Below are 26,745 nucleotides of genomic sequence, written 5' to 3'. Positions count from 1 at the left end.
GGCGGGTCGAGGTCCGCGCTCCCGCGTCAGCCCAGCGGGCCACCCTCGATGGTCAGGGCGACCAGCACCACCATGCCGCCCAACAGGCCGTAGAGCAGCACGTCCACCCCGCGACCCCGGATCTTCAACAGGCCGGCCTGCTCGTCGGCCAACAGGACCCGCAGCCCGGCGGCCAGCAGGAGCGCGCCGCCCAAGAGCACGGACCCCTCCCGCCAGTGCCCCATGAACACCCGGACGAAGCCGAGCACCACCACGGCGATCACCAGCAGGAAGGAGAACTGGGGCGCCGTCGCCCGCCCCTTGGGGCGACCGCTCACGCGCGGTCCGCCGCCCGCTCGGCGGCCTCCACCACGTTCAGCAACAGCATGGCCCTGGTCATCGGACCGACCCCGCCCGGCATCGGCGCCAGGTACCCGGCGGTCTCCCGCGTCTCCGGCGCGACGTCACCCACCAGGCCCTCGGCCGTGCGGGTGATGCCGACGTCGAGGACCGCCGCCCCCGGCTTGATGCTGTCCGGCCGGACCAGCCCGGGAACGCCGGCGGCGGCCACGACCACGTCGGCGCGCCGCAGCTCCGCGTCCAGGTCCCGGGTTCCGGTGTGGCAGAGGGTGACCGTGGCGTTCTCCGAGCGGCGGGTCAACAGCAGCCCCAGCGGGCGCCCGACCGTGACCCCTCGGCCGACCACGGCCACGTTCGCCCCGGCGAGCGGCACGTCGTAGCGGCGCAACAACTCGACGATGCCCCGGGGGGTGCACGGCAGCGGCCCCGGCTCGCCGAGCACCAACCGGCCGAGGTTGACCGGCTGCAGGCCGTCGGCGTCCTTGGCGGGGTCGATGCGCTCCAACACCGTCCCGGCGTCCAGCCGCCCCGGCAACGGCAGCTGCACGAGATACCCCGTGCAGGCCGGGTCGGCGTTCAGCTCGTCGACGGCCGCCTCGACCTCGCCCTGGCTCGCCGTGGCCGGGAGGTCGACGCGGATCGACTCGATCCCCACCTTCGCGCAGTCCCGGTGCTTGCCCCGGACGTACGCGTGCGACCCGGGGTCATCGCCGACGAGGACCGTCGCGAGCCCCGGTGTCACCCCGCGAGCGCGCAGCGCGTCGACCCGCTGCCGCAACTCCGCGAAGATCGTGTTCCTGGTGGCCTTGCCGTCGAGGATCGTGGCGCTCACGGGCCTATCGTTCCAGACCCCGACCCCGCCGGGTTCGGCCGGGCACCACCGCCAGGACCGCGCCGAGCAGTGTCAGCGCGCTGCCAGCCAGGGTCGCCACCGACATCGGCCCGTCCGTGGCCGGCAACACCAGGTCCAGCAGGACGGCCCCGGAAAGCTGGCCGGCGACCGCGCTCATCGCGAACACCAGCACGCCGGTGTGGCGGACCGCCACCGCGCCGATCGCGATGAAGAGCACGCCGAGCGGCCCGCCGACGTAGAGCACGGGCTCGGCCGGCAACGGGGCCGGCCGGTCACCGAGGACGAGCAGAACGGCCAACGCGACCAGCAGACCAGTCAGACCGACCACGAAGTTCACCAGCGTCGGCGGCAGCGGAGACCGGGCCACCACGCCGACCTGGCCGTTCACCGCCTGCTGCCAGGCGATGGCCACGCCGGCCAGCGCGGGCAGCACGGCCAGCCCGAGCCGGGAGGGGTCGCTCAACTCCCCGGACATCGCGATCACGACGGCGCACAGCGCGATCACCGCGCCCACCATCCGCAACCACGTCACCGGGCGTTTCCCGCCCGGCCCGACACCCAGCCGGTCCACGACCATCCCCGAGGTGACCTGTCCGGCGACCACCGCGACCGTGAACACCGCGACTCCCACGCTCCCGACGGTCAGACCCTGGCTGAGCACCAGGAAGGCCCCGCACAGCCCGCCGAGGCAGTGCCACCACCGCAACCTCGGTTCGCCGGGGGCCGCTGGTGACGGTGCCCGAGCACCGGAACCGGTGGTGTCGCGAGGCCGGGACGACGAGGAACCGGGCGAACCGCCGCCGGAGCGTAGCGCCGCGAGCACACGTCCCAGGCCCCGGCGCGCGGTGGGAGACGCCAGGGCGAAGAGGGCGACGAGCAGGAGACCGGTCCCGAAGGACACCACGGCCGCCGCGACCCCGCTCCCCAGCCGGCCCGCCAGTTCCCCGTTGACCCGCGACTGGGCCGCCATACCCAGTCCGGCGACCACCGCGCCGGCGATGCCCAGCGCGAGGAGACGAGAGGGCTGGCCGTTCCCGGCGGTGGGGGGTTCAGTCGTCACGTCCGCTCATACTGCGCCATGTCCGGACCGGCCTCCCGCGACGGCCGGGTCAGATGTCGCGCGAGTAACACCGCGACGAGGCACCAGGACGCCGCGACCGCCGCCGTCACCGACGGGTTGGCGGCGTCGAGCAACCACCCGGTGACCACACTGGCCAGGGCTCCGCCCGCCGTGGTCGCGGCCGCGAACCAGCCGAACACCTCGGCCTGCCTCCCGGCAGGGGCGATCCGCCCCACCAGACCGTTCATCGCGGCCAGGGCTGGCGCGATCGCCAGCCCGCTGACCACCAGCACCCCGGCCAGCAGCCACGGGGAGGGATCGGGGTGGACGGGGGGCAGCACCAGGCTGATCGCCGCCAGCCCACCCAGGACCGCGCCGATCCGCAGCCACAGCCGGGGCTCGCCGCGGAGCCCCCCGGCCACGAACCCGCCCACCAGTGAACCCGCCCCCCACGCGGCGGCCAGCAACCCCGCCAGGGCCGGCGTGCCCCGATCCCGGGCCCATGCGACGATGAGCAGGTCGATCGCGATCACGGAGGCGACGAAGGCGAACCCCATCACGAGCGAACCCCGGAGCCTGGGCACCCGGAACACCGAACCACTCGCCCTCGCCGACCGGTGGGTCAACGAGGCGCGCGCCGAGAGGAGCTCCGTCCGGCTCGCGGCGAACGCGAACCCCGCCACCCCGACCAGGGCGAGGGCGGCGCAGAGCAGCACCGCCGCCATCGGGCTGACGACCGCGACGACCATCGCCGCCAGCACCGGGGCGACCACGAAGAGCAGTTCCTGGAGCGTCGCCTCCACGGCGTAGGCGGCCTCCCGCGCGGTCCGCTCGGGGATGCTGGCCCACACCGCCCTGCTCACCTGGGTCACGGGCGGCATGAAGCACCCGGTGACGAACGCCACGAGCGGGGCGGCGTACCACCAGTCCGCCGGCCACCACGAGAGCGCCGCCAGCCCGCCCGCGTACACCAGCCCGGTCACCAGCAGCAGTCGAGGAACCGAACCGTGGTCGGCGGCCCGACCGCGCAGCGGTCCCGCCACCACCTGGCCGGCCGTGAGGGCTCCTGTCACGAGACCGGCGACCAGGTAGGAACCGGCCCAGTCCGCGACGAGGAACGTGAGCGCGATGGGGACTCCCGGTTGGTACAACCGCCCCAGCAGCGACCAGAGCAGCAGACTGAGGACACCTGGCACGTCGGCGAGTCGCCGGTAGGGAGCGAGCACCAGGCCAGCGTGCACCAGACGCCACCGCGGCACATCGGCTTTTCCGGCGGGCGGGCGCGGCCGGGCTACGAGGTGGTCTCCGGCCACCGGTCAGGTCCTCGTCCGCGCGAGCCGAGTCAAGGCGACCGGGGAGCCCGGGGACCACGGGACGGACGCGGCAGGTCTCCGACTTCGGAACACCGCTCCTGCCCCGCGCTCCGCTCCGCGCGCTGCGCTCTGCGCGAACACCTTCGGGCCGTCCCGCCCGCCGGGAGGGTGGGCACCCGGGTCGTCAGTCGCCCGCACAGGTGAGCCCGCCCGCAGGAGCCGACCGGCGAACATCGCTGGCCGCGCGGTGGGGAGGGCGGTCGTCCCCATTCCTCGGCGGCGCCCCGAACCGTCCGAAAGCACCGGTCATGCTCGTTACGGTTCATGTTGTTGCACGACCGCACACCGTTCGGGCGACCCCGATCGAGCGGTGGCCTCGCCCGATCCGACGAGCCTCGTCACCGGCAGCGTTGTATGCGGAACAGCACGCGTGGTTACCAGCGACAGCGGTGTTTTCGGCCCGCCAGGTGGGCGTAGTCTCAGCCGTTGTTTCCGCCCACCCCGGACCACGACTCCGGCTCCGTCAGAGAGGATGTAGCTATGTCCCGTCCGACGGCGAACAGTCCGGAAGATCAGGCAGCGCTCGCGCGAAAGATCGGCGTCGCGGTGTTGGGCGCCGCTCCGCCCGGGTGGCAGCGCATCCGGGTGGAATACCGCGCTGCCGGCCAACGAGCCGAGACGGTCGGAGAGGTCGTCGGACCCGACGGCGAGTCACAGGGCTGGGAACCGCCCGCCGAGTGCGCTCCCCTGTTCGACCAGCTGCGGCACGGCATGTACCGGCCAGGTGTCGGCACCTGGCTCTCCGCCTTCTACGTGGTGGAGCGGCCGTCCAACTACCGGATCGACGTCAACCTGAACCAGGAGCCGGGCTGGGACCCGCCGCTGCCCGACGCGGTGTACCGCGAGGAGCTCCAACGCTTCCCCCGCGCCGAGGAACACATCCCGGACTGGCTGCGGCAGCGCTTGGGCACCTCGTCACGTCCGTCCGGTGAGGACGCTCCCCGGCGTGGCGTCCCCCAGCTCGGCGATCCCACCCAGGCCGCGGAGCTCGTCCGGGAGGACGCGACCGACCTGCTGCCCGGTTCGGTGGTCGAGGAACTGCGTTCGTACACCATGGACGGTGGGCAGGCGGCGCCGAGGGCCGAGGAGCAGCACCAGAACAACGGCTTCGGTGGCCCACCGAACAACGGGTACCAACACGAGAACAACGGCTACCAGCACGGCCGCCGCGCGGAGTCAGCGCAGGAGCCCGACCGGCCCGGCGACGCGGCCGGGGACGGGGGCTTCTCCGTCGCCCGTGTCTTCGACGGCACCAGGGAGGACGGCCGCCCAATGATCAACAGGGCGGCCGTGGACCCGGCGGACCGCGAGGTCCTCCTCGCCTACCTCGACCACGCCCCCGTGGTCCTGGACACCCGGAACCCCACCCCGGATCCCTTCGGGGCGGACGGGCGGGCGACCGTACCGGCGAGCTGGCACACCGACGGTCGGTGGATCTGGTCGGCGGCGGTCGGCTACCACCTCCGCCGCCACGGTGTCCCGCCGGTGCCCGAGCTGGTGGACCACGTGCGCTCCCAGCGGTTCGAGCTCCCCCCGGTCGGTGAGGACGTGCTGGCGGCCGCCGCGGCGCTGCTGCACCAGCGGATGCCGGAGACGCGGGCGGCGGCCCAGCGCGAGCAGCAGCCCGTCCCGGACTTCCCCCTCGGCCACGGCGGGGGGTTCCGCGACGACCTCCAGGACGCGGCCACGGGCATCCTGCCGGCGGCGACGGACCCGTCCGGTCCGGAAGGCCACGACGGACCAGGACAGCGCCCCTCCACCCCGGAGGGCGCGCGTCAGCAGCACGAGCGGATCGAGGACCAGCCGGTCGAGGCGCCCGCCGAGTCGGGCGGGTACTACTCGGAATTCGACGAGGAACCCGCGTACCGGGACCCCGGCTACCCGGACGAGCGGTACGGCCAGCGCTACGAGGAGACCCCGGGATTCCCGGAACAGTCCTACCAGGACCAGCAGCCCTTCCCGGAGCAGTCCTACCAGGACCCGGTCCACCACCAGCCGGCCGAGGACCACGACCCCTCGCCGCGCCCCGACGACCAGGCGGGCTACCAGGACGGGAGCGGTGCCGGCGCGTTCCAGGAGCAGCCCGGCTTCGACGGCGGCCAGCCCTACCAGGACCCGGGGGGTTACGAACACCAGCACGACTACGAGCGCGACCACGGTTCTGAGCCGTTCCGGGACGACCGGCACTACGACGCGGACGGTCTGGACGACGAGGCCGAGGCGGCGGCGATCGAGGACGAGGCGAGCATCGAGCAGCTGCGGCAGCGGCTGAGCGACCTCGGGGTCGACCCGGAGGGTTTCCGGGTCGGCGTCGTCGAGGAGGACGTCTGGTGCCTGCTCCGCGAGGACGTCGCCGGCGAGGAGGAGACCTGGTCGGTCTTCTGGTCGGAGCACGGTGAGCGGTACGACGAGGTCCACTTCGGTCAGGTGAACCAGGCCTGCGCGTACCTGCTGGGGGCGCTGCTGATGGCGCACCCGCACGACCACGAGGAGCCTCCCCGACCGGTCGTCCAGGACACCGTCGGCGAACCGGACGACCGGCGGGCGCACCACGGGGACGAGGACTTCCGCCGCGACCAGCACGAGGAGGCCGAGGAACCGCCCCGCAACCTCCCCGACCCGTTCGCGGGCGGTGGCGTCGCGATTCCGCCGGCGAGTGGCGGCGACCCCTTCGAGGAGGGGCCACACCGTTTCGACTACGACCCGCAGGACGGTCCGCCCATGCTGGACCTGGGCATCGGCGGCGGCCCCCGGCAGATCCGGTTGCCGCTGAACCAGTCGCAGCGCGGCGAGGAGGCGCCGTCGCGCGATCTTCCCCCGGACCCGGAACCGGGTCCCGAGCAGCGGGAGGAGGTGCCGGCCGGGCACTGGCAGGACGACCCGGAGGATTCCGACCCCGCCCGGCAGGTCACCAGCGCCCTGTCGGTACCGCCGCCGGCGCCGCAGCGTCCGACGCCGCCCGTGGAACACCCAGACGGGGCGCACGACCCGGGCCAGCGCGAGCCGAGCGCCCCGCAGCACGACACGGTGGGCGGCGGCCACGAGGCGGCCGGTCAGCCACCCCGGCGGCAGGCCGCCGACGCCCAGCCGTCGGCCGCGCGGCAGCAGGCCGTTCGTGGGCAGGGCTCGGAACAGCAGAGCATCATCCGGCCCCTGAAGGGGGAGCCACCGCTCACCCTGTTCCGGGAACGTCGTCTCCTCATGCTCCAGGCGGGCACGGAGATCGACAGGTTCGGCGAACCGGACGGCAACGTCAGCTACAGCGCGGGGACCCCGTACGAGCAGCGCTCGTTGCCGCCGCAGTGGGTCAACCGCTCCTACCGCGCCTACCGGCTGCTGCGTCCGCTCCAGGTGCTGACCGGCGTGGCCGTGCCGTGGTTCGAACAGCCCGGAGGCGGCCTGGTGTACATCCTCCCCCGGTCGATCACCGACCTGGTGGATGACGGCGCGCTGGCGGAGGTGCCCGAGGCGGCTCCGCCGGCGTGACGGACCCGGTGGCGACGGGGCCCGGCCCCTAGTCGACCACCAGGCCGTGGGCTGCCGCGAAGGTGATGGCCTGCGCGGCGTCCACCCTGGCACCGGCCACCGTCGCCTGCCGGAACGCGGCCGGGTCGATCAGCGCGCCACGCAGGTCGGCCTCGGACAGGTTCGCCTCGGTGAGACGTGCTCCTCCGAGGTCCGCCTCCCGGAGGTCGGCGTGGCTCAGGTTCGCCTGGAAGAGGTCCGCCTCCCGGAGGCGGACGCCGGACAGCACGACCCGCCGCAGGTCCGCGCCCGGCAGGGCCGCCAGGGTCAGGTCCGTCTCCCGGAGCCGCAGGGGTCGCAGCCGCGCGCCCTCGAAGCTCGACCCGAGCAGGGAGCAGCCCTCGAAGGTGCCGCCGGTCAGCACGGTGCGCCGGAACACGCAGGACCGGAAGGCACTGGCCGTGTGGTGGGACTCGCCGAGGTCCGCGCCGCCGAAGTCGCACCGGGTGAACGTGCACCCGACCGTCACCAGCTCCCGCAGGTCGGCCTCCGTGAAGTCGCAGTCCTCGAAGGCACGCCGCTCCCACCGCGCCCGGGGCAGCCGGGCGAAGGAGTAGTCGGCCCCCACCTCCGGTGGCTCGACGGCGGCCGGGGGTTCGGCCGGTCTGTCCGAGGAGCGCGCGGGTTCCGGGTGGTCGGCGGGGCGGGCGGGCGGGAGGAAGGGACGGTGGGTCACCCCGTCACCGTAGGGCAGCGGTCGGACGGGTCCCGGCGGCGCGGGCACCGGCCGTGCCGCGAGCGAGGCGTCCCGTCGTCGACCCGCCGCGCGCGCGGGGACCCGCTCCGGCCACACCACCCCGACCGCCTAGTCCGCTCCCATCCACTCCCCGGGGACGGCCTCGCGCAACGCCGCCAACGCCGCCGGGGTGCGCGCGCGAACCCACAACCAGGACCGGCCGTCGTCCCGCACCACGAGGTCAGGAGCGGTGAACCACCGCACGGCGGAGCCGGGGACCGCCCACACCGGGTACTCCGGCATCGGGAGTCGGCGGCAGTACCGCTCGACGAGCTCGATGTCGTCGGCATCCAGGTACCGATTGTCCACGACACCCGCCGGGCCGAACAGCGACTCCGAGAGCACCAGCTCCACCGCCGCCAGGGACACCGAGGGCAGGAAGTCCTCGTTCCCGGCGGACAACTCGTGTTGGAGCAGGACGGGCGGGTCGGCCGCCGCCAGCTGGTCGACCGCGACCCCCCACCGGGCGGTGTCCTGGTTCTCCTCGCGGAACACCAGCAGCCCCCCGTGCTCGTCCACGTGGAGCCCGTCGGGCGGCAGCAGCGTGTCCTGCGCGCTCGTCACGTCCGTCCGGCGGCCGAGCAGCCCGTAGAACTCGCGGAGCGCCGCCGGCAGGGGCAGGCCCAGCCGTCGCTCGGCGGCGTCCAGCTCGTCCGCCGGGCAGCCGTCCTCCGGCGCGATGCTGCTGCCGAGGCCACCGAGGTAGCGGCACAGGTAGCGCCACACGGCGGCGCGATCCGCCGGGTCGGCGGGCCAGTCCCCTGCGGGGTCGAAGGACTCGCTCACCCGCGTGACGCTACCCGGTACCGGCGACGTCGTGGGGTCCTCGCGCCGCGCGCCGGGCCACGACCCCCCGCCCGGCGGAGGGGGAGCCGCCAGGCGGTCGACGCGGGTTCCCTCGGGCGGCCCCGGGGGCGGCGCGATCCGGTCAGCGGGGGCCGAGCAGGTGCCGGTTGACCGCGCGAGCCGACTCGGCCAGCTCCGGGACCTCCACCACCGAGACCCCGGCCGCCCGCAACCGCTCGGCACCGTCGCAGTCGACGAAGATCGTCGGTTCGCGCCAGGCGAAGACCACCCGCCGCACCCCGGCGGACAGGATCAGCTGGGTGCACGTCCTGGGTCGGGAACGCCGGGCGGCGCAGGGCTCCAGGGAGCTGTACACCGTCGCACCCGGCAGTCGCGGGTCGTCGGGCCCGATCTTGGCCAGCGCCGCCTCCTCCGCGTGCACGTGCGGATCGTTCCCCTCCCGGGAGAAGCCCTCGGCGAGTGGTGTGCCGGCGGAGTCGACCACGACGGCGCCGACCGAGAAGGCCGTCGTCGAGGGCGGGCACCGCCCGGCGAGGGCGACGGCGTGCCGGAGCCAGCGGTGATCCTCGTCCGTGGCTCCCACCTGTCGTCTCCTCACGTCGCTGGTCCCTCGGCACGGGCGGGCCTCGTGCGTCCACCGCGCGGTCCCTCCTGGCCGGGGGTGATCGGCCGTTGGTGGTCGCCCGGCGGAGGCTCGTCGCCGTGCTGGGCGGACGGCGTGATGACCCGCCCCGCAGTCTCGCATCCGGGGTTCCCCGTAGCGTCCGCGCCGGGCGGCGAGGCCGTCACGTCACCACGCCGGGGTAGGCGGATCGGCGAGCCCTCCCGGTACGGGCAGGGACCGGCACCACTCCGCGCGTTCCCGGAGCACCAGGGCGAGTTCCTCCGCGCGGCGCACCGGGAGGACGTGACGTGCCCGGTCGGTGACCAACTCCACGCCGGGTCCGGGGACGGGCTCCACCTCCTGTCCCGCGCCGCCGCGCGGCGGCGGGTCGACGGTGACGACCCGGACGTCACGCAGGTCCGCGAGCGGCACCGCCCGGTCGAGGACCGTGCGGGTCGTGTGCCGGCTGGTGATCTGGACCAACCAGCGAATCCGGTCCTCCGACACGGTGATCCGGGCGATGAGCCGTCGCCGGACCCGCAACCGGTAGCCGAGCTCGAAGCCGCTCCTGGCGACGATCCTCGGGGTGCCCGACCAGAGCAGGCGGCACGCGTGGTCGCCGACTCCCCAGGCCAACGCCGCCACCCCGAACAGGGCCACGCCCAGGACCAACGCCACCTCCGCCCTCGGCTGGTACCACCCGAACACCAGCAGGGCGAGCGCGCCGATCGACGCCGGGACGCCGGCGGCCAGGAGCGCGGCCGGTACCCACTCGTGCGGCTGCGTCGCCAGACCACGGCGCCGCAGCCTGGCCAGCACCAGGACCACCGGGAGCAGGCCGAGCCCGGGGAGCACGAGGCCCCCGGGGGAACCGCCCAGCACGAGCAACCCGGCCACCGGGAGCGCGACCGCCGACATCGGCAGCAGGACCAGCGCCCAGCGCAGGGCCGGGCGCAGCCGTGCCCACCGGGCGCGGAGCTCGGCGCGCACGTCGTTCGCGCAGCCGACCGGTAGCGAACGCGGGATCAGTCCGTCCATCGTCACGCCCGTCCCGCCGCGGTTCGGGCAGCGCGGGGCGCCCGACCGCCGGGACGTCACTCCTCTCAGCGGTCCGGGGTGGGCAGTGGTGGTTCGTCGTCCTGGTCCTGGGGGCGGGACCGCCCAGCCTGGCCGATCGCGGTACCGGCGCTGATGCCGAACTGTTCCCGCGCTCCGCTGGTGTACGGGTCCCGCCAGCCCTCGGGGGGCCGGGCGCCGACCGGCCACTGGTGGCCGTTCTCCAGCACCTCGCGGCCGTGGCTCACGTTGTTCCTGGGCGTCGAGTGCTCCGGCTCCTGGTGGGCGACGGTGGATTCCGCGAGCGCGTTGGTGCGGTCGGCCATCCCGCCCTGGGCACCGCTCACGGACCCGGTGACGGTGCCGCTGGTCAGGTTCCGGTAGTCCCAGCCGCCCCCGACCGCGCCGCCCGAGAGCTCGTGCGCACTGCCCTGGAGCGCGAACTCGGTGGCCCCCCGAGCGAGACCGCCGGCCGCGCCGGTGGCCGCGCCCCGGGCGGTGGCCCGTTCCCGGAGCGTCGACATCCGGCCCTCCGGTTCGGCACGGCGCTCGGCTGCGTTCGACATGCGATCACCACCTCGGGGAGGTGCCCAGTCTAGGCTCGTTCCCCCCGCCCTCACCGGGCTTCTCCCGGACTTCGCCCGCCCCTCACCCGATCGGCGGCAGGCCGTGCGGGGACGGGAAGTCCATTGTGGCCGGGCGCTTCCGACTCCCCGTCCCGATGGCACCGCGCGGTCCGCGCTCCAGTCAGCCGGGGGCCACTTCTCGGGGCCAGCGCACGGGTGGCGGAATGGCGCGCGGGCCCCGTTGGCCACATCGGAGGGATGGCCGGATGCCACTCGGCGGTGTTGAACGATCGGGTGGCGTGGCTGACTGGTGCGGTGTACGGGCGCCTCAACCGCTTCAGCCAGGGCGGACAGCGTGCCGATGGGCGGGCAGCGGCGTCAGCCGTTCCGGGCTCGCGCCCCGCCCGGCACGCCGGCGTACCGGGCGACGGCCAGCGGCGCCGAGGGCCGGCCCGGGAGCCCGACCACCAGGAGGACGAGGAAGGACGATGGACAGGGAGACCGACCGTCCCAGGACCGTGCCCACCGCACCGGGCGGACTGCCACTCGTCGGGCACCTGCCGGCGCTCGTCCGGGGCCGGGTCTCGTTCCTCCAGGAGTTGCGCGGGCGCGGGGAGATCGTGCGGATCCGCCTCGGCCGGCACCCCACCTACGTGGTGAACTCCCCGGAGCTGCTGCACCGGATGTTCACCGTGCGGGCGGACAGCTTCGGCAAGGGCCGCTTCTTCGAGAACATGCGCCCGTACATGGGGAACGGGGTGGCGACCTCCGAAGGGGACTTCCACCACCGGCAGCGCCGGCTGATGGCCCCCGCGTTCCACCGCGTCCGCCTGGAGTCGTACGTGGCGCTGATGCGCCGCGAGGCCGAGCGGATGACCTCCCGGTGGCGCCCCGACCACCCGATCCGACTGGACCACCAGTTGCACCACCTGACGACCGTGGTCGTCGCCAGGGCGCTGTTCTCGACGAGCCTGACCGACCGGACCGCGACCAGGATCGTCCTCGCCACCGACGCCTTCGTGCGAGGTGTCGCCTGGCGCGTCCTGGCGCCCGACGCCCTCGAACGACTGCCGACGCCGGCGAACCGGCGCTTCCTCGCGGAGCGCGCGCTCCTCCAGGAGATCATTCGCGACCTGGTCGCCGACCGGATGCGGACGCCGGGGGACGATGGCGATCTGATGGCCGCGTTGCTGTCCGCGCGGGAGGAGGGCACCGACCGCGGGATGACGGCCGAGCAGCTGCACGACGAGGTCCTGACGCTGTTGTTGGCCGGCAGTGAGACGGCCGCCGGCACCATGTCGTGGCTCTTCCACGAGCTGGGGCGGCACCCGACGGTGGAGCGCCGCCTCAGGGCGGAGCTGGACGAGGTGCTGGCCGGCCGACCGGTGACGGCGGCGGATCTGCCCCGGCTCGTCTACACCCGCAGGGTGGTGGAGGAAACGCTCCGCCGCCACCACGTGAACTGGATCCTGACCCGGCGCACGCTGCACGGTGTCCGGCTCGGGCGGTACTGGCTGCCGGCGGACGCGGAGGTCCTCTACAGCATCACCGCCCAACACCGCGACCCCACCCTGTTCCCCGACCCGCTGCGTTTCGACCCGGACCGGTGGGAGACCGCCCCGCCGAAGCACGCTTTCACGCCCTTCGCCACCGGGCCCCACAAGTGCCTCGGCGCGCACTTCGTGATGACGGAGATGGTGGTGGTGGTCGCCACCGTCGTCGCGGCGTGGCGACTGCGGCCCACTCCGGACCCGGTGCGCCCGGTGGCCACGATGGTGCTGCGGCCGAACGCGTTGCCGATGGTGCCGGAACGGATCGCGAGCTCCTGACCAGGCGGTCAGGAGCTCGTCCCTGGGCAGGGGCGGCCCGGCCCTGGGTGATCCGGGCGCTCCGCCGGCCACCGCTCCGCCAGCCGGGAGCCGGGCCGGGAAGGCACGGACGGCGGTAACGGTGGTGAAACCGCCACCTCGGTGGAATGGGTCCACCGGTCGCTCCCGCGACACGGTGCGGACACCACCGGAAAGGACAACACCATGCGGGTTCCTCGTCAGAACCGGATCGGCCTCGCGGCGGCGCTCTGCGCGGCAGCCGTGGGCGCGGCCGCCCTGATCGCCCCGTTCGCCGGCGCCTCCGACGACGGAGTGCCGGAGCCGACCGGGACGGAGCGGCCGGGGGAGGAGTTCCACATCGAACACGTCGACGACCTGGCGGACTCCGGCTGCTTCAGCGCCACCCAGACCGGCGACGACGCTCCCGAGGTCGTCACCGGCGACGACTGCGAGTTCCCCGAGGCACCCGAGGACGCGGTGATCTGCGGCGACGGGGCGGAGGAGGGGACCGAGGTGGTCGGCTCGGTCACCGTCGAGGCCAGTGCCGACGGCGTGGTCTGCGAGGTGGAGGGCGAGGACATCACGAGCTAGCCACGGCCTCGGCCCTCGCCGGCCGCCGGCAGCCTGAGCCGCACCGTCAGCCCGCCGCCCCTTCGTGGAGAGGCGTCGACCGTTCCCCGGTGGGCGCGGGCGACCGAGCGGACGATGGACAACCCGATCCCCGCGCCCCGGTGGGAGTCGGTGCGTTCGGGCTGGCCCCGGCGGAAGGGTTCGAACAACCGGGGCAGGTCCTCGGCACGCACGACGGGACCGCTGTTGCCGGCCACCAGCTCGACGTCCGCGCCCACGGTGGCGGTGCGGACGTCGAGCCACCCGCCGGAGTGGTTGTGGCGGATGCCGTTGTGGACCAGGTTGGTCACCAGCTGTTCGAGCAGCACCGGGTCCCCGAGCACCGGGGCGGCGGCGGGGGACACCGTGAACCGCACCCCGGCGAGTTCGGCCGTGCCCTCGACCCTGCCGGCCACCCTGGACAGCACCTCGCCGAGATCCACGGGACGCGGGTCCTCCACCGTCCGGTCGCTGCGGGCGAGCATCAGCAGCCCCTCGATCAGCCGTTCCTGGCGGGCGTTCACCTCCAGGAGCTGTCCTCCCAGGTCGCTCATCCGCTCGTCGGCGTCCGCGTCGCTCACGGCGTACTCGATCAGGGCACGGTTGACCGCCAGCGGGGTCCGCAGCTCGTGGGAGGCGTTCGCGACGAACCGGCGCTGACCGTCGAAGGCGCGGTCGAGCCGCTCCAGCATGTCGTCGAAGGTGTCGGCCAGTTCCCTGATCTCGTCGCGGGGCCCGGTCAGCGCCACGCGCTCGTGCAGGCTCCGCTCGGCCACGCGTCTCGCGTGCGCGGTGACCTTGCTGAGCGGTCGCAGGGCACGTCCGGCCATCAGCCAGCCGATCGCCACCGCGAGGACACCGGCGACGGCCAGCGCGACGAGGGACTGGTCGAGCAGGTCCGCGAGGGCGGCCTCCCGCGCCCGCTGGGTGGCCTCCGCGATCTCCGAGGCCAGCCGGTCGTCCACGGGTTCGACGGAGACGCCTCGCGACTCGCTGCGCACCACCCCGTCCACCTCGGTCGACCGCCAGTGCTGGTGGACGACCTGGCTGAACGCGGTGTCCGCCAGGTGCGTGCGCAGGCCGCGTTCGGTCAGGGCGTGGTTGATCGCCACCAGCGACGCGCCGCTGACGAAGAAGACGAGCCCGTACCAGGCGGTCAGCCGGGTGCGGACGCTGACGTCCGGCAGCAGGAGACGCGGCCTGGACCTCACCGGATCCGGTAGCCGACTCCTGGGGTCGTCTCGATCACGTCGGGCTCCCCGAGGGCTCGCCGGAGGCGGAGCACCGTGAGTCGTACGACTCCCGTGAACGGATCGACGTGTTCGTCCCATGCCTTCTCCAGCAGGTGTTCGGCGCTGACGAACGCGCCATCGGCGCGGAGGAGTTCCTCCAGGAGGGTGAACTGCTTGGGCGAGAGTGCCACGAGTTCGCCTGCCCGGCGGACCTCGCGCAGGCCGGGGTCGAGCTCGATGCCGGCGCGCGACAGCACCGGGGGCGCGGCGGGACGGCTGCGCCGTCCCAGGGCTCGCACCCTGGCCACGAGTTCGGCGAGCGCGAAGGGTTTGACGAGGTAGTCGTCGGCGCCGAGCGCCAGACCGGCGACCCGGTCCGGAACCTCGGCCGAGGCGGTGAGCATCAGCACCCGGGTGGTCGCGCCGGAGGCCACGAGGTCCCGGCACACCTCGTCCCCGTGGACCAGCGGCAGATCGCGGTCGAGCACCACGACGTCGTAGTCGTTGACCACCAGGCGCTCCTGCGCGCTCGCCCCGTCGCCGACCACGTCGGCGACGACGTGGTCCCGCCGCAGTGCCGCCGCGACGACCTGGGCGAGCATCGGCTCGTCCTCCACCACCAACACCCGCATCCGCGACGTCCTCCCGACCGGGCGGCCCCACCACCACGGGGGACCGACGACGGTCCGGACGTTATCCCCGCCCGGCGTTTCACCGACGTTACGGCCGTGGTGCGATCCCGGCATCGTCGCCTCGGTCGCCGGGGGAGGCGCCGTGGCCCGCGCGGCGGTGGGAACGGAGGCCCTTCGATCGTGGTCGGGGAGGTGGTCCCCGTCGGGGCGGGAGGTCGAGGACGGCTGTCCGGGACCCGACCCGCCCCACCCCCGGGCAGGTGCCGCCACGTCGTGGTCACCGGCCGGTCATCGACCACCCGCCGCGCGACGAGTGGGCCCGGCGTGGCCCTCAGTGGAAGTCGCGGGAGGTGGACGGCACCCGCAGGATGAGCGGCTGGAGCCGGTCCGCCTGGAGGGTGACCACTCCGTTGGCGTTCTCCACCACCCCCCGCACCAGCATCGCGGGACTGGTCACCGCGACCTTCCGGTACCGGGACCACAGCCCGGGTGAGCACACCACGTTGACCATCCCGCTCTCGTCCTCCAGGTTCAGGAAGGTCACCCCGCCGGCCGTCGCGGGCCGCTGCCGGTGGGTCACCGCCCCGCCCACCAGCACGCGGGTCCCGGACTCCACGTCCGACAACCCGCCGGTCGGCAGCGCGCCCAGCCCGGTCAGGTGTTCGCGGACGAACTGGACCGGGTAGCTGTCCGGGGACACCCCGGTCGCCCACACGTCGGCGACGGCCAGGTCGACCTCGTCCATCCCCGGCAGCGCTGGCGCGTCCACCCCGCCGGCCAGCCCGGGCAACTGGCCCGGGCGTTCGCCCGCCGCCGCCCCCGCCGACCACAACGCCTGCCGGCGGTCCACCCCGAAGCAGCCCGCCGCCCCCGACGTCGCCAGGGCCTCCAGTTGGGGGGCCGTCAGCCGCACCCGCCTCCCCAGGTCGGACAGGGAACGGTAGGGGCCGCGGGCCTCCCGTTCCGCGTGGATCCGTTCCGCCAGTTCCTGCCCGATGGTCCGCACCGAGGCGAGCCCGAGGCGGACGGCGGGCCCCTGTGCCGGCCCGGTGGTCGGGTCCGGGCCGGCTCCCCCGGTGCTGGGCCCCGCTCCCCGGCGCCCTCCCTCCAGGGAGGCGTGCGGGAGGCTGGCGTTGATGTCCGGCCCCAACACCCGCACCCCGTGCCGGCGGGCGTCGGCCACCAGGGACTGCGGCGAGTAGAAACCCATGGGTTGGGCCCGCAGCAGGGCCGCGCAGAACGCCGCCGGGTAGTACAGCTTGAACCAGGCGCTGGCGAAGACGAGGTGCGCGAAGCTCAACGAGTGGCTCTCGGGGAAACCGAAGTTGGCGAAGGCGAGCAGTCGCTGGTAGATCCGCTCGGCGAGTTCCCCGGTGATCCCGTTGACGGCCATGCCCTCGAAGAGCCGGTCGCGGAGCCTGGCCATCCTGGCTTCGGACCGTTTCGCGCCCAACGCCCGCCGCAGCTCGTCCGCCTCGGCGGCGGAGAACCCCGCCACGTCCACCGCGATCCGCATCAGCTGTTCCTGGAACAGGGGAACCCCCAAGGTCTTGCGCAGGGCTGGTTCCAGCAGCGGATGTTCGTAGTCCCAGTCCTCCTCACCGTTGCGACGGCGGATGTAGGGGTGCACCGAACCGCCCTGGATCGGTCCCGGCCGGATCAACGCCACCTCGACGACGAGGTCGTAGAACTCCCGGGGTCGCAGGCGGGGCAGCGTCGCCATCTGCGCCCGGCTCTCCACCTGGAAGACCCCGACCGAGTCGGCCCGGCACAGCATGTCGTAGACGGCGGGGTCCGCCAGGTCCAGGGCCCCCAGGTCGACCCGAAACCCGTGGTGGGCCTCGACCAGGTCGATCGCGTAGTGCAACGCGGAGAGCATGCCGAGGCCGAGCAGGTCGAACTTGACCAGCCCGACGGCGGCGCAGTCGTCCTTGTCCCACTGGAGCACCGTCCGGTCCGCCATGCTCGCCCACTCCACCGGGCACACCTCCCCCACCGGCCGGTCGCAGATGACCATGCCGCCGGAGTGGATGCCGAGGTGGCGGGGGAACCCCTCCAGCTGGGTGGCCAGGTCGAGCACCCGTTCGGGCAAGTCGGTCTCCCGAGCCGCGTCGCGGACCGAACCCCACCGGTCGAGCTGTTTGCTCCAGGCGTCCTGCTGCCCGGGGGAGAAACCCAGCGCGCGGGCCGAATCCCGGACGGCGGACCGCACCCGGTAGGTGATGACGTTGGCCACCTGCGCGGCGTGCCGTCGGCCGTACCGGCGGTAGACGTACTGGATGACCTCCTCGCGGCGGTCGGACTCGATGTCCAGGTCGATGTCGGGCGGCCCCTCCCGTTCCGGGGAGAGGAAACGTTCGAACAGCAGCTGGTAGCGGACGGCGTCCACATTGGTGATACCCAGCGCGTAGCAGACCGCCGAGGTCGCGGCGGACCCCCGGCCCTGGCAGAGGATGTCGTTGTCCCGGCAGAACGAGACGATGTCGTGGACCACGAGGAAGTACCCGGGGAACCCGAGCGTGGCGATCACGCCGAGTTCGTGCTCGATCTGGCGGTACGCCTCCGGCGCCTCCTGCCTGGTGCCGAACCTGCGCGCCGCTCCCCTGTGGACCAGTTCCCGGAGCCAGCTGTCCTCGTCGTGGCCGGGCGGCACGTCGAACGGGGGCAACCGGGGGGCGACGAGGCTCAGGTCGAAGGCGGACTCGGCGGCCAGCTCGGCGGCGCCACGCACGACCCAGGGGTACCGGGCGAACCGGGCGGCCATCTCCGCCCCGGACCGCAGGTGCGCGGTGCCGGCGGGGGCAGCCAGCCGTCCATCTCGTCGAGGGTCCGCCGGGCGCGGATCGCCGCCGTGGCGGCGGCCAACGGCCACCGGGACGGGGTGGCGTAGTGCACCGCGTTGGTGGCCACCGCCCGCAGGCCACGCCGCTCGGCCAGCGAGACCAGGGCGTCGTTGTGGGCGGTGTCGGCCGGGCCACCGTGGTCGAACAGTTCGACGGCGACCCGGTCGGCGCCGAAGAGTTCGGCCAGCCTCCCCAGTTCCCGGTCGGCCGCCGGGACGCCCTCCCCGGTCAGGGCGGACCGGACCGAGCCCTTCCTGCACCCGGTGAGCACGGTCCAGTGGCCGCCGGCGGCCTCGGCCAGCTGGTCGAGGTCGTAGACCGGTCGCCCCTTCCGCCCGCCGGCCAGGTGGGCTTCGGTGATGGCCGAGGACAACCGCCGGTACCCCTCGGGGCCGTTGGCCAGCACCAACAGGTGCTGGCCGTCGGGATCGGGCACACCGCCGCCGGGTTGGGTGAGCCCCAGGCTGAGTTCCGCCCCGAAGACGGTGCGCAACCCGGCGGCGGCCGCCGCCTCGGCGAACCGCACCACCCCGTACAGACCGTCGTGGTCGGTGACGGCCAACGCCTCCAACCCGAGCCTGACGGCTTCCGCCACCAGTTCCTCCGGGTGGCTGGCGCCGTCGAGGAAGCTGAAGTTCGAGTGGCAGTGCAGCTCGGCGTAGGGGTGGGGGACGGCCGACCGGGTGGGCGGGCGCTCCCGTTCCACCCGGGGGTGCCGGCGTGCCCGGGCCGGATCGTCTCGCCCGTCCGGGGCCAGCTCGTCCTCGGTGAACCTGCCGGACAGGCGCCGTTCCAGCTCCGGCCACGGCATCGGTGGGTTGTGCCAGCTCATCCTCGTCCTCCTCCCTCGATCCGTTCCGCACGCCGGGCGTCAGCCCCGGCCACTCGCAGTCCCGGGTGCCCGCTCCCCCTTGACCGGGCACCCGGGCACGTCCGGCCCTAGGCGGGCACGTCCCGCCGTCGGAAACCCGCCATCCCGGCGAGCAGCGACACCAGGGCCAGCCCGGTGAGCCAGACCAGGGGAGCCAGGGCCAGCTCAACGGCCGGCAGTGCCGGGACGTGGCTGAACGGCGAGAGGTCGGCCGCCGCCGCCGGCAGGTTCAGCAACGGTCCGAGCAGCCCGACCAGGAGCGCGTACGCCACCACCAGCCAGGCCAGGCCGAGCGCCTTCGGGGCCAGCCCGAGGAGGAGGGCCGCGACCCCCGCGATGAGCAGGACCGCCGGCAGGAAGGCCAGCGCGGCCCCCAGCAGCGCTGGTACCAGTCCGTCGTCACCGGTGACGACGGCCGAGGACACCCCGGTGCCGAGTCCGGCCAGGGCCAGGAGCACCACGCAGTTCAGCGCGCTCACCGCCAGGCCAGCTCCCAGCCACCGCCACCGGGAGACCGGCGCGGCGAGCAGCGGCTCCAGCCGCCCCGAGGTCTCCTCCGCGCGCAGCCGCAGCACCGAGGACACCGCGTAGGCGCCCACCGCCATCGCCAGGTAGCCGAGCATCGCCGCGAGGAACCCGTCGACGAGGTCGTCGCCGCCCCCGGCCATGACGGTCCTGGCGAGCAGTTCGTTGTCCACCAGCGCCTCTGCCACGGAGTCGGTCAACGCCCCGAAGGCCAGGCCGGCGAGGAGCACCGCGACGCCCCAGGCGGTCAGGCCGGCCCGGTGCAGTCGGAAGGTGAGGGCGAACGGCCCCGCCAGCAGCGGGTGCCCGGCGGCGCGGCCCGGCCGGGGGCGCACCAGTCCCGCCCCCACGTCCCGGCGGCCGAGCAGCAGGAAGGCGAGGGCGGTGGTGAGGACCGCCAGCCCCAGGCACAGCGCCAGCGGCCACCACCGGAGGTCGACGAAGACCCGGGTGGCCTGCGCCCACCCCAGGGGGGAGAGCCAGGTCAGCGGGCTGCCGCTCTCCAGCTCGGTGACATCGCCGACGGCCCGGAGGGCGAAGGAGACACCGAGGAAGGCCATCGCCAGGCCGGTCGAGGCCCTGGCGTGCTCGCTGAGCTGCGCCGTGAGCGCGGCGACACCGGCGAAGACGAGCCCGACGGCGGCGACCCCGGCGCCGAAGGCCAGGGAGTCGACCGCGCCCAGGCCACCCGCGGTCAGCCCCACCGTGAGGAGCAGCCCGACCGCGAGGTTGGCGACCACGGCGCTGATCAGGGCCGAGGTGAGCCCGGCCCGCCGGCCCACGACGTTGGCCCGCACGAGTTCGGCCCGCCCGGTCTCCTCCTCGGTCCTGGTGTGCCGCACCACCAGCAGGATGCTCATGATCGCAGCGGCGACCACGGCGAGCAGGCCGATCTCGTTGGCGACCATCGCTCCGTAGGTGTAGTCGTCCAGCCCGTACCCCGGTCCGCTCATCACCACCGCCGCCGGGCCGCGGATCAGCTCGGCGCGGAGTTGCCGGTCCTCCTGGGTGGGCATCAGGTCCTCCAACGCGGGGAGGAAGGACGCCGGCAGGACGCCGAGCACGAGGGCCCACACGAGGATCCGGACGCGGTCCAACCGCAGGGTGAACCGGGTCAGCGTCGAGGTGCCGACGAACGCGCCGACCTGGGTGCGGGGAGACCGGCCGGCGGCCCGTACCGCTCCGGTGCTCATCGACGGCCTCCTCCGGCGAGGGCGGCCTCGTCGCCGTAGTGCCGCAGGAACAGCTCCTCCAACGAGGGCGGGCTGCTGACGAGACTGCGGATGCCGAGCCCCGCCAGATGTCGCATCACCCGGTCGAGGTCGTCGTTGTCGACGTCGAACACGAGCGTGCCCGAGCGCTCCCGCAGGTCGTGCACTCCGCTGAGGGCGGCCACCGAGGTGCCGTCGTGTTCGGTGGCCACCGTGATCGAGGTCCTGGTCAGGTGGCGGAGTTCGGTGAGCGTCCCGCTCCGCACGGTCCGACCGGCCCTGATGATCGTCACCGTGTCGCAGAGCTTCTCGACCTCGGCGAGGATGTGGCTGGAGAGGAGCACGGTCCGCCCCTCGGCCTTGGCCTCGGCGACGCACTGCTGGAAGACGACCTCCATCAGCGGGTCCAGACCGGAGGTCGGCTCGTCGAGGACGAGCAGTTCGGCGTCGGAGGCCAACGCGGCCACCAGCGCCACCTTCTGCCGATTGCCCTTGGAGTAGGTCCGCCCCTTCTTGGTCGGGTCCAGTTCGAACCGTTCGACCAGCGCGGCGCGGCGTCGGGGGTCGACGCCGCCCCGCAGCCGGCAGAACAGGTCGATCGCCTCTCCCCCGGTCAGGCCGGGCCAGAGGTTCACGTCACCGGGGACGTAGGCGATGCGGCGGTGCAGTTCGACGGCGTCGGCCCACGGGTCGGCGCCGAGCACCCGGACCCGGCCGGAGTCGGCGCGCAGCAGCCCGAGCAGGACCCGGATGGTGGTGGACTTGCCGGCCCCGTTGGGGCCGAGGAAGCCGGCCACCTCGCCGGGACGGACCGTCATCTCCAGTTCGTCGAGGGCCCGCACGGCCCCGAAGGACTTGCTGAGCCGGTGGATGTCGATGGCGGTGGTCATGGCGTCACCCTGTTCTCCGCTGGTTCTGGTCGTGGGCGCCCGAGGGCCGCGCCGGAGTTCGGGCGCTGACGTGGTCCTGGCGCGGGGGGAGGCGGGAAGCGGTCCGTCCGGCCCGGCCGGGTGTTCTCACCCGGCACCGGCACCGGGTTCGCCCCCGCCGTCGGTGGCCGTTTTGTCCCGTTCGTTGGGGAAGGCGGACAGGTAGGAGTCGAGGAACGTCCGGTTGGCGAACAACCCCTCGGTGTAGACCTCCAGGGACGGCAGCGTGGACCACGCGGCGAAGTCCCGGAACACCTCGCCGATGTCGACGTCCGGTCCTCGAAGGTTGGCCTCCAGCAGGAGCATCCCGACCCCGGAGAGCGTCAGGAACCGCGCTCTGGCGGCGGGGTCCCTGCTGGGCGGGATGATGCCCGCCTCGACGCCGGCGGCCACGTACTCCTCGGCGTCCTGGACCATCTGGTCGAAGAACTGGCTCGCCAGGCCCCCGCCCACCGCCAGGCTGCGGACGATGTAGGCGGCGGTCGGCGCGTAGTCGTCGACCATGGCGAGGTTCGAGAGCAGGTGCGTCCCCGACGCCCCGGTCTCGACCGCGGTGGACTTGGCCTCCCGCACCACTCGGAGGACGTACCGGTCGCACTCCTCCCGCAGGCCGTCCTTGGAACCGAAGTGGTGGACCACCAACGCGGGGCTGACCCCCGCCTCGGTGGCGATCGCCCGGACTCCCACCCCGAAGCCGGAGCGCCCGAACAACCGGATCGCCGTGTCCCGGATCCGTGCCCTGGTGGTGAGGTCCTCCGGTGGCACCTGGCCACGTTTCGAGTGCTCACCCGATGTGCCTGAACGCATGTTCAGTAGACTAACCACATGTTCAGCCCGTGCGCAAACCCCGGTCGCCGTCCCTCCCGACACGAGGGTGGCCAGCCCCGGCTCACTCGTACCGCCCCTCGACGAACCAGGAACCACCCGACCTGACCAGGAGGAACGCCTCCTGGTCCTCCCCGGCCCCCTGGTCGTTCGACGACCCCGCGCCATTCCCCGCCGGCGCGAGGGTGACGAGCTGGAGCCGGGCCTCCCGACCACCGTCGGCGGACCACCACCGCTGCTCCACCGGCCACGGGCCGGCCCATCCCACGACCTCGCGTTCCCGCTCCCCCTCGACCACCAGCACGGCGGGCGCTCCGGTCAGGACGTACCTCCCCGTCACTCCGACCGGCTCGCCGCCCTCGGCGCGGAGCCCGGCCGGCGTCGGAGGCACCGGCACCACCGTCGGCGAGGGCGGCGGAAGCCGCCCGGGCCAGGGGGCACCCGGATCATGACGGGGTTCGAGCGGATCGCCCCACGGAACGAGACGCACCCTCTCGGCCGGTCCGCGTCCGCCACCGAGCACCGCCGCCAGCACACCGTCCGGCCCCACCATCCCCCGCACCCGGACCAGCGCCCGCTCCGCCCGCTCGTCGAGCTGCCGGCTCCCACCCCCGACATCCCACAACTCACGGGGGAACTCCCCGGCGGGGGACGTCTCGTCCGGGGCCAGCCGCAACAGCCGCACGCCGGCGGTGGGGCGCTCCCCGGGTGGAGCGCGCAACCAGCCGTCCAGCTGCCAGCGGACCCGATCAGCGGTACCGGCCACCGTGAGGGGCTCCGCGCAGCGCCACGTCCTGGTCAGTTCCTCGCCGTTCTCGGTGACCGCGGTGATGGCCAGCCGGGTGCAGGCCAGCCCGTGGGCGGTCAAGCCGAGGTGCAACCGCTCCGCCAACGTCCTGGCGACGAAGGCCGCGGTGTCCACCCGGTCCACCGGCGGGTCCAGTTCCTCCTCGATGGCGAGGTCCGCCGGTGGTCGCCTCGGCGAGGGTGGCCGTTCCTCCTGCCCCCTGGCCAGCCGGTGGACACGCGTCGCCTCCGCACCGAACCGCGAGGAGACCCGGTCGGACGGGAGTGCCGCGAAGTCACCGACGGTGCGCAGGCCCAGCCGGCGCAGCAGGTCCACCAACGCGGTCCAGGAACCGTCCGACCCGACCCCGGTCAGCTCGGTGACCCTGGCCAGTTCGGCGATGGGCAGCGGCGCGAGGAAGCTCCCGCTCTCCCCCACCGGCACCACCGTGCCGCGCCGGGCCGCCAGCGCGGCGGCGAACAGCCCGTCGGCCACTCCCACCTGGCACTCCAGGCCGGTGTCGATCGCCACCGCGTCGACGATCCGCTCACCCGCCCGGTCCTCACCCCCGAAGTAGGAGGCCGGGCCGCTGACGGGCAGGGTGAGCAGGCCGGGGCGCACCACCTCCACCCCGACCGCCACCCGCTCGACGGCCACCGCCACCGCCTCGAACTCCCGGGCGTCCCGGCCCTGGTCGTCGGCGACCACGACCAGGTCGGCGCACCGCGCCTGCGCCTCCCGCCGCCGGAGCCCCCGGCGGATCCCGGCGGCCCTGGCGGCCGACGAACAGGCCCGCACCCGGTTCGCGGAGAACACCGCGACCGGGTCCAGCGGGGACAGCCCCAGATCCCGTGCGGCGGCCACCACCGGCCAGTCCGGGCACCACAGCACGAGCAGCCGAGGCGGAGCGTCAGAACGGCGACGGCCGCCTCCCGGCGGAACGCCAGGGCGGTCCCCTGGGGACCCATCGCCAGCCCCGGCGCGAGAACCCACCCCGGCGCCGGCCACACCGGCCGGCGGCGCACCTCCCAGTGACGCCGCCCCGGGCGGGGGACCGGAATCCTCGCTCCCCTGGCCGGAGTCGGCCGCCGAGGGCGCTCCCCCGGGACCAGCACCGTCCGGCACCGCACCGCCCCCCCGCTCGGGGTGCCGCCCACCGGCTCCGGCAGCCACCCCCGGGTCCTCGACTCCACTCGGGGGTGACGTCGGCGAACGCCGGGAGCCTCGCGCCCCCGAGCCGCCGGGGAGGGCGGGTGGGGCCACACCGCCCGCCCGGGACCACTCGGCCGCGGTGGAGGGGGCGGGACCACCCGCCGGGTGGTCCCGTCGTCCGCCCAGCCCACCCAGGGCCTGGTCACACACCGGTCAGCCCCGTTCCCGGGCCGACGACCCGGGCCTGGCCGCCCGCCCACTGGCCGCCCCCGGCCAGGAGGAGCTCCGCGTCCTCGCTCCCGGCGAGGACGCGGCTCACACCCGGGACATCGGCGTTCCGGCCGGCCGCGTCCTCCGGGGTGGACGAACCGGCCGGCAACGTCAGGCGAACCCGTCGGGGTCTCGCCGCGGCACCCCGACCCCTCGCCCGCACGGACACCGTTCGCTCCAGGAGACGACCATCGCCCCGCCCCGGCCCCTGCCAGGTCGCCTCCGCGCAGCTCAGTTCGAGGTCGGCTCCCGGCCAGGGCTCCCGCCCCACCACCGGGAGCAACACGGCCGACCGCTGGCGTGCCCTGGCGCTCAACCGCCGGAGCCGGGTCTCCCCCACACCCGCGAAACCCGCGACCACCACCAGCTCGATGCCGTCCAGCAACGCGCCCACCACACCGGGCAGGTCGGGCCCGGGGTCAGGGACCAGCGGCATCCGGCGCACGGCCACCCCCGCCTCGGCGGCGGCCAGCACTCCGACGGCCGGCATCCCGACCACCGCGGCCCAGGAGCCAGCGGTCGTCGCCTCGGCGAGCAGCGACAGGAGCAGCGCGGTGGACCCGCGCACCGCCACCGTGCTGCCCCTGCGCAGACCACCCCACGGAAGCAGGGCGGCCAGTTCCGTTCGCACCGGCAACACACGCGGAGCCCCCGGACCAGCGCCCACGGCCATCCCCGACGCCGTGGCCACCCCGTCCATCGCGCTCAACGAGGCCACTGATGCGGCGACCACCAGCATCCCCTTCCGTGCCGGGCGACTGTCTCCACCAGACGGACACGACTGGTGGGCGGCCGAGCTGGTGCTCCGGCCGCGAGACCGCCACCGGGGGGAAGCCGGCGGACATGGGTCGGTGCACCCCACGACGGGCACCCCAACCAGTTGTTCGAACGCATGTTCGAACACGCTCCAGTAAACCCATTACCGGGGCAGACGTCAAGGGGCGCCCCCGACATCACTCGAGCGATACCGTGAACACCGGCCGGACCGCAGCGCCCAGGAGAAGGGGATCGTGACGTGAGCCAGCCGCCCCCACCACCGGAGAACCACGACAGGGCCGTCCCGCCACCCCGGGGAGCCATCGCGGTCCCCAGACCTGGCCGTCCTCGCGGCCGCCTCCGAGGAGCGGTCGCGCTGACCGGTGGCCTCGCGGTCCTGCTGGCCGGCGGCGGAGGCGTGGCCTGGTACCTCTCCCGTCCCGCCGAACCCGAAGCGGCCCCGATACCGCCCCCGACCTCCAGGGCGGCGCTGGACCACTGCGCCCTGGTCAGCGAGGAGTCGCTGCGAGCGGCGGGCACCCCCGACTTCCAGCCGTTCTCCCCTCCCGGGTCGAACGGCCCACCACCCGGCCAGTTGGTGGACGGCACGGCCTTCTGCTACTGGGGACCGCCGGTCGGCGCCACGGGAGGAGCCCCGGGGAACAGCCTCGCGGTCACCTTCGAGCGCCACCGGAGCGAGTCCCCCGGTAGGGCCGACGCGGAGGCCGCCGACTGGCTGGCACAACTCCGGCGGGACGGGCCGTCCGGCGAGGACGGGTTCCGGACGCTGCCCGATCTCGGGGACGAGGCCGTCATCCGCACGAGGACCCGGTACGACCAGGACGTCGAGGCCCATGCCGTCGCCCGGGCCGCCGACCTCGTCGTGCAGGTCGTCCACAGCGTCGGTCACCGACCGGACCAGGACGGCGCCGACGCCACCCACGCCAGCCGGATCGCCGAACACGTCGCCAGGGAGGTGCTGACCGCGCTCGCCAGCCGTTCGGGCTGAACACCCGGTCCCACGCGCGCCCTCCCCGGTGGCACCGGCATCCGGCCCACGGGGTGGAGGCCGGGCAGCGATGAACGTCGCGCTCACCCGTCCCTGGCCACTCGATCAGTGCCGTTCTCGGGGTTGACGACGCACCGGGCGAGCTGGCCCGCGAGCCACCCAGCTGTCCCTGTGACCGACCTCGTCAGGTCGCGACGTGCCCGTCCACCGGGTACCAACACTCCCGGGGTGCCATCACGCCTACCCGAATGGCCGGCGGGGCACGGTCGGCACGCCACCGGGAGCGCTGTCCCCACCGGGGGCACCGGTGACCTCCCGCCGGCGGCCCAGCGGGAGGCGTGCCGAC

General features: G+C 74.2%; 20 protein-coding genes and 1 pseudogene. 4 read left to right on the top strand and 17 right to left on the bottom strand.

Features of this window, described 5'->3' with window-relative positions; translation table 11 throughout:
- Nucleotides 1-26 precede the first annotated feature (26 nt).
- From G443_RS19140 to G443_RS19125, 4 genes are read right to left on the bottom strand one after another with little or no spacing between them, the layout of a single operon-like run.
- Nucleotides 27-317: a DUF3017 domain-containing protein gene (locus tag G443_RS19140; protein ID WP_016696836.1), complete on the bottom strand. Its 291-nt coding sequence runs from the start codon at nucleotides 315-317 to the stop codon at nucleotides 27-29.
- A complete protein-coding gene (locus G443_RS19135) occupies nucleotides 314-1,171 on the bottom strand; it encodes a bifunctional methylenetetrahydrofolate dehydrogenase/methenyltetrahydrofolate cyclohydrolase (RefSeq protein WP_026419434.1) in 858 nt (285 codons plus the stop codon). The genes G443_RS19140 and G443_RS19135 overlap by 4 nt, the downstream gene beginning before the upstream one ends.
- Before the next feature lie 4 nt (nucleotides 1,172-1,175).
- On the bottom strand, nucleotides 1,176-2,252 hold the full coding sequence (locus tag G443_RS19130) for a DMT family transporter (RefSeq protein ID WP_016696838.1): 1,077 nt from the start codon (nucleotides 2,250-2,252) through the stop codon (nucleotides 1,176-1,178).
- The gene (locus G443_RS19125; RefSeq protein ID WP_081715578.1) at nucleotides 2,249-3,478 is read right to left on the bottom strand and encodes an MFS transporter; all 1,230 of its coding nucleotides are present in this window, start codon (nucleotides 3,476-3,478) and stop codon (nucleotides 2,249-2,251) included. The genes G443_RS19130 and G443_RS19125 overlap by 4 nt, the downstream gene beginning before the upstream one ends.
- A 627-nt stretch (nucleotides 3,479-4,105) precedes the next feature.
- Between G443_RS19125 and G443_RS19120 the strand changes: the two genes are divergently transcribed.
- A complete protein-coding gene (locus G443_RS19120) occupies nucleotides 4,106-7,111 on the top strand; it encodes a TNT domain-containing protein (protein ID WP_026419436.1) in 3,006 nt (1,001 codons plus the stop codon).
- 28 nt (nucleotides 7,112-7,139) lie between these two features.
- Here G443_RS19120 and G443_RS19115 read toward each other — a convergent pair whose 3' ends face one another.
- From G443_RS19115 to G443_RS19095, 5 genes are all read right to left on the bottom strand, one after another.
- Nucleotides 7,140-7,826 (bottom strand): pentapeptide repeat-containing protein, encoded by a 687-nt coding sequence (locus tag G443_RS19115; protein ID WP_081715579.1) that lies wholly within the window; start codon nucleotides 7,824-7,826, stop codon nucleotides 7,140-7,142.
- A gap of 129 nt (nucleotides 7,827-7,955) precedes the next feature.
- Nucleotides 7,956-8,672, bottom strand: coding sequence for an SMI1/KNR4 family protein (locus G443_RS19110; RefSeq protein ID WP_026419438.1), 717 nt, complete (start codon nucleotides 8,670-8,672; stop codon nucleotides 7,956-7,958).
- Nucleotides 8,673-8,814: 142 nt separating this feature from the next.
- Complete coding sequence (locus G443_RS19105; protein WP_245588857.1) at nucleotides 8,815-9,276, bottom strand: cytidine/deoxycytidylate deaminase family protein; 462 nt, start codon at nucleotides 9,274-9,276, stop codon at nucleotides 8,815-8,817.
- A gap of 207 nt (nucleotides 9,277-9,483) precedes the next feature.
- Complete coding sequence (locus G443_RS19100) at nucleotides 9,484-10,335, bottom strand: hypothetical protein (protein ID WP_026419440.1); 852 nt, start codon at nucleotides 10,333-10,335, stop codon at nucleotides 9,484-9,486.
- A gap of 65 nt (nucleotides 10,336-10,400) precedes the next feature.
- On the bottom strand, nucleotides 10,401-10,919 hold the full coding sequence (locus G443_RS19095) for a hypothetical protein (protein WP_026419441.1): 519 nt from the start codon (nucleotides 10,917-10,919) through the stop codon (nucleotides 10,401-10,403).
- Between the two features lie 488 nt (nucleotides 10,920-11,407).
- Here G443_RS19095 and G443_RS19090 point away from each other — a divergent pair, with 488 nt between their 5' ends.
- Entirely contained in the window at nucleotides 11,408-12,748 is a 1,341-nt protein-coding gene (locus G443_RS19090) for a cytochrome P450 (protein ID WP_026419442.1), read from the top strand.
- Nucleotides 12,749-12,952: 204 nt separating this feature from the next.
- On the top strand, nucleotides 12,953-13,339 hold the full coding sequence (locus G443_RS19085; RefSeq protein WP_155886197.1) for a hypothetical protein: 387 nt from the start codon (nucleotides 12,953-12,955) through the stop codon (nucleotides 13,337-13,339).
- Here G443_RS19085 and G443_RS19080 read toward each other — a convergent pair.
- From G443_RS19080 to imuA', 8 genes and pseudogenes are all read right to left on the bottom strand, one after another.
- Complete coding sequence (locus G443_RS19080) at nucleotides 13,336-14,568, bottom strand: sensor histidine kinase (RefSeq protein ID WP_051314113.1); 1,233 nt, start codon at nucleotides 14,566-14,568, stop codon at nucleotides 13,336-13,338. The genes G443_RS19085 and G443_RS19080 overlap by 4 nt on opposite strands.
- On the bottom strand, nucleotides 14,565-15,221 hold the full coding sequence (locus G443_RS19075) for a response regulator transcription factor (RefSeq protein WP_026419444.1): 657 nt from the start codon (nucleotides 15,219-15,221) through the stop codon (nucleotides 14,565-14,567). The genes G443_RS19080 and G443_RS19075 overlap by 4 nt, the downstream gene beginning before the upstream one ends.
- Before the next feature lie 331 nt (nucleotides 15,222-15,552).
- Nucleotides 15,553-18,896: pseudogene (locus G443_RS19070) on the bottom strand (error-prone DNA polymerase).
- Nucleotides 18,897-19,003: 107 nt separating this feature from the next.
- A complete protein-coding gene (locus G443_RS19065; protein ID WP_211237562.1) occupies nucleotides 19,004-20,653 on the bottom strand; it encodes an ABC transporter permease in 1,650 nt (549 codons plus the stop codon).
- Nucleotides 20,650-21,561 carry an ABC transporter ATP-binding protein gene (locus tag G443_RS19060; RefSeq protein WP_026419447.1) on the bottom strand — a complete coding sequence of 304 codons (912 nt, stop codon included), beginning with the start codon at nucleotides 21,559-21,561 and terminating at the stop codon, nucleotides 20,650-20,652. Before G443_RS19060 ends, G443_RS19065 begins: the two co-directional genes overlap by 4 nt.
- A 126-nt stretch (nucleotides 21,562-21,687) precedes the next feature.
- The gene (locus tag G443_RS19055) at nucleotides 21,688-22,407 is read right to left on the bottom strand and encodes a TetR/AcrR family transcriptional regulator (protein WP_030104413.1); all 720 of its coding nucleotides are present in this window, start codon (nucleotides 22,405-22,407) and stop codon (nucleotides 21,688-21,690) included.
- An 82-nt stretch (nucleotides 22,408-22,489) separates the two neighbouring features.
- A complete protein-coding gene (locus G443_RS19050) occupies nucleotides 22,490-24,076 on the bottom strand; it encodes a DNA polymerase Y family protein (protein WP_245588858.1) in 1,587 nt (528 codons plus the stop codon).
- Between the two features lie 490 nt (nucleotides 24,077-24,566).
- A complete protein-coding gene (gene imuA', locus G443_RS19045) occupies nucleotides 24,567-25,373 on the bottom strand; it encodes a DnaE2-dependent mutagenesis accessory factor ImuA' (protein ID WP_245588859.1) in 807 nt (268 codons plus the stop codon).
- 276 nt (nucleotides 25,374-25,649) lie between these two features.
- Between imuA' and G443_RS19040 the strand changes: the two genes are divergently transcribed.
- A complete protein-coding gene (locus G443_RS19040) occupies nucleotides 25,650-26,399 on the top strand; it encodes a hypothetical protein (RefSeq protein WP_026419450.1) in 750 nt (249 codons plus the stop codon).
- Nucleotides 26,400-26,745: the final 346 nt, after the last annotated feature.

The organism is Actinoalloteichus caeruleus DSM 43889, from assembly GCF_000429185.2.
In the GTDB taxonomy this organism is placed as follows: Bacteria; Actinomycetota; Actinomycetes; order Mycobacteriales; family Pseudonocardiaceae; genus Actinoalloteichus_B; species Actinoalloteichus_B caeruleus.
Note: the sequence above shows the minus strand (reverse complement) of the source record. Positions and strands in the feature narration are given on the sequence as shown.

What these genes read in the sequence shown, in the direction of transcription:
- G443_RS19120 (WP_026419436.1), top strand. Translation starts at nt 4,106, where the DNA reads ATGTCCCGTCCGACGGCGAACAGTCCGGAAGATCAGGCAGCGCTCGCG.
- G443_RS19065 (WP_211237562.1), bottom strand. Translation starts at nt 20,653, where the DNA reads ATGAGCACCGGAGCGGTACGGGCCGCCGGCCGGTCTCCCCGCACCCAG.
- G443_RS19100 (WP_026419440.1), bottom strand. Translation starts at nt 10,335, where the DNA reads ATGGACGGACTGATCCCGCGTTCGCTACCGGTCGGCTGCGCGAACGAC.
- G443_RS19090 (WP_026419442.1), top strand. Translation starts at nt 11,408, where the DNA reads ATGGACAGGGAGACCGACCGTCCCAGGACCGTGCCCACCGCACCGGGC.
- G443_RS19085 (WP_155886197.1), top strand. Translation starts at nt 12,953, where the DNA reads ATGCGGGTTCCTCGTCAGAACCGGATCGGCCTCGCGGCGGCGCTCTGC.
- imuA' (WP_245588859.1), bottom strand. Translation starts at nt 25,373, where the DNA reads ATGCTGGTGGTCGCCGCATCAGTGGCCTCGTTGAGCGCGATGGACGGG.
- G443_RS19075 (WP_026419444.1), bottom strand. Translation starts at nt 15,221, where the DNA reads ATGCGGGTGTTGGTGGTGGAGGACGAGCCGATGCTCGCCCAGGTCGTC.
- G443_RS19055 (WP_030104413.1), bottom strand. Translation starts at nt 22,407, where the DNA reads ATGCGTTCAGGCACATCGGGTGAGCACTCGAAACGTGGCCAGGTGCCA.
- G443_RS19060 (WP_026419447.1), bottom strand. Translation starts at nt 21,561, where the DNA reads ATGACCACCGCCATCGACATCCACCGGCTCAGCAAGTCCTTCGGGGCC.
- G443_RS19095 (WP_026419441.1), bottom strand. Translation starts at nt 10,919, where the DNA reads ATGTCGAACGCAGCCGAGCGCCGTGCCGAACCGGAGGGCCGGATGTCG.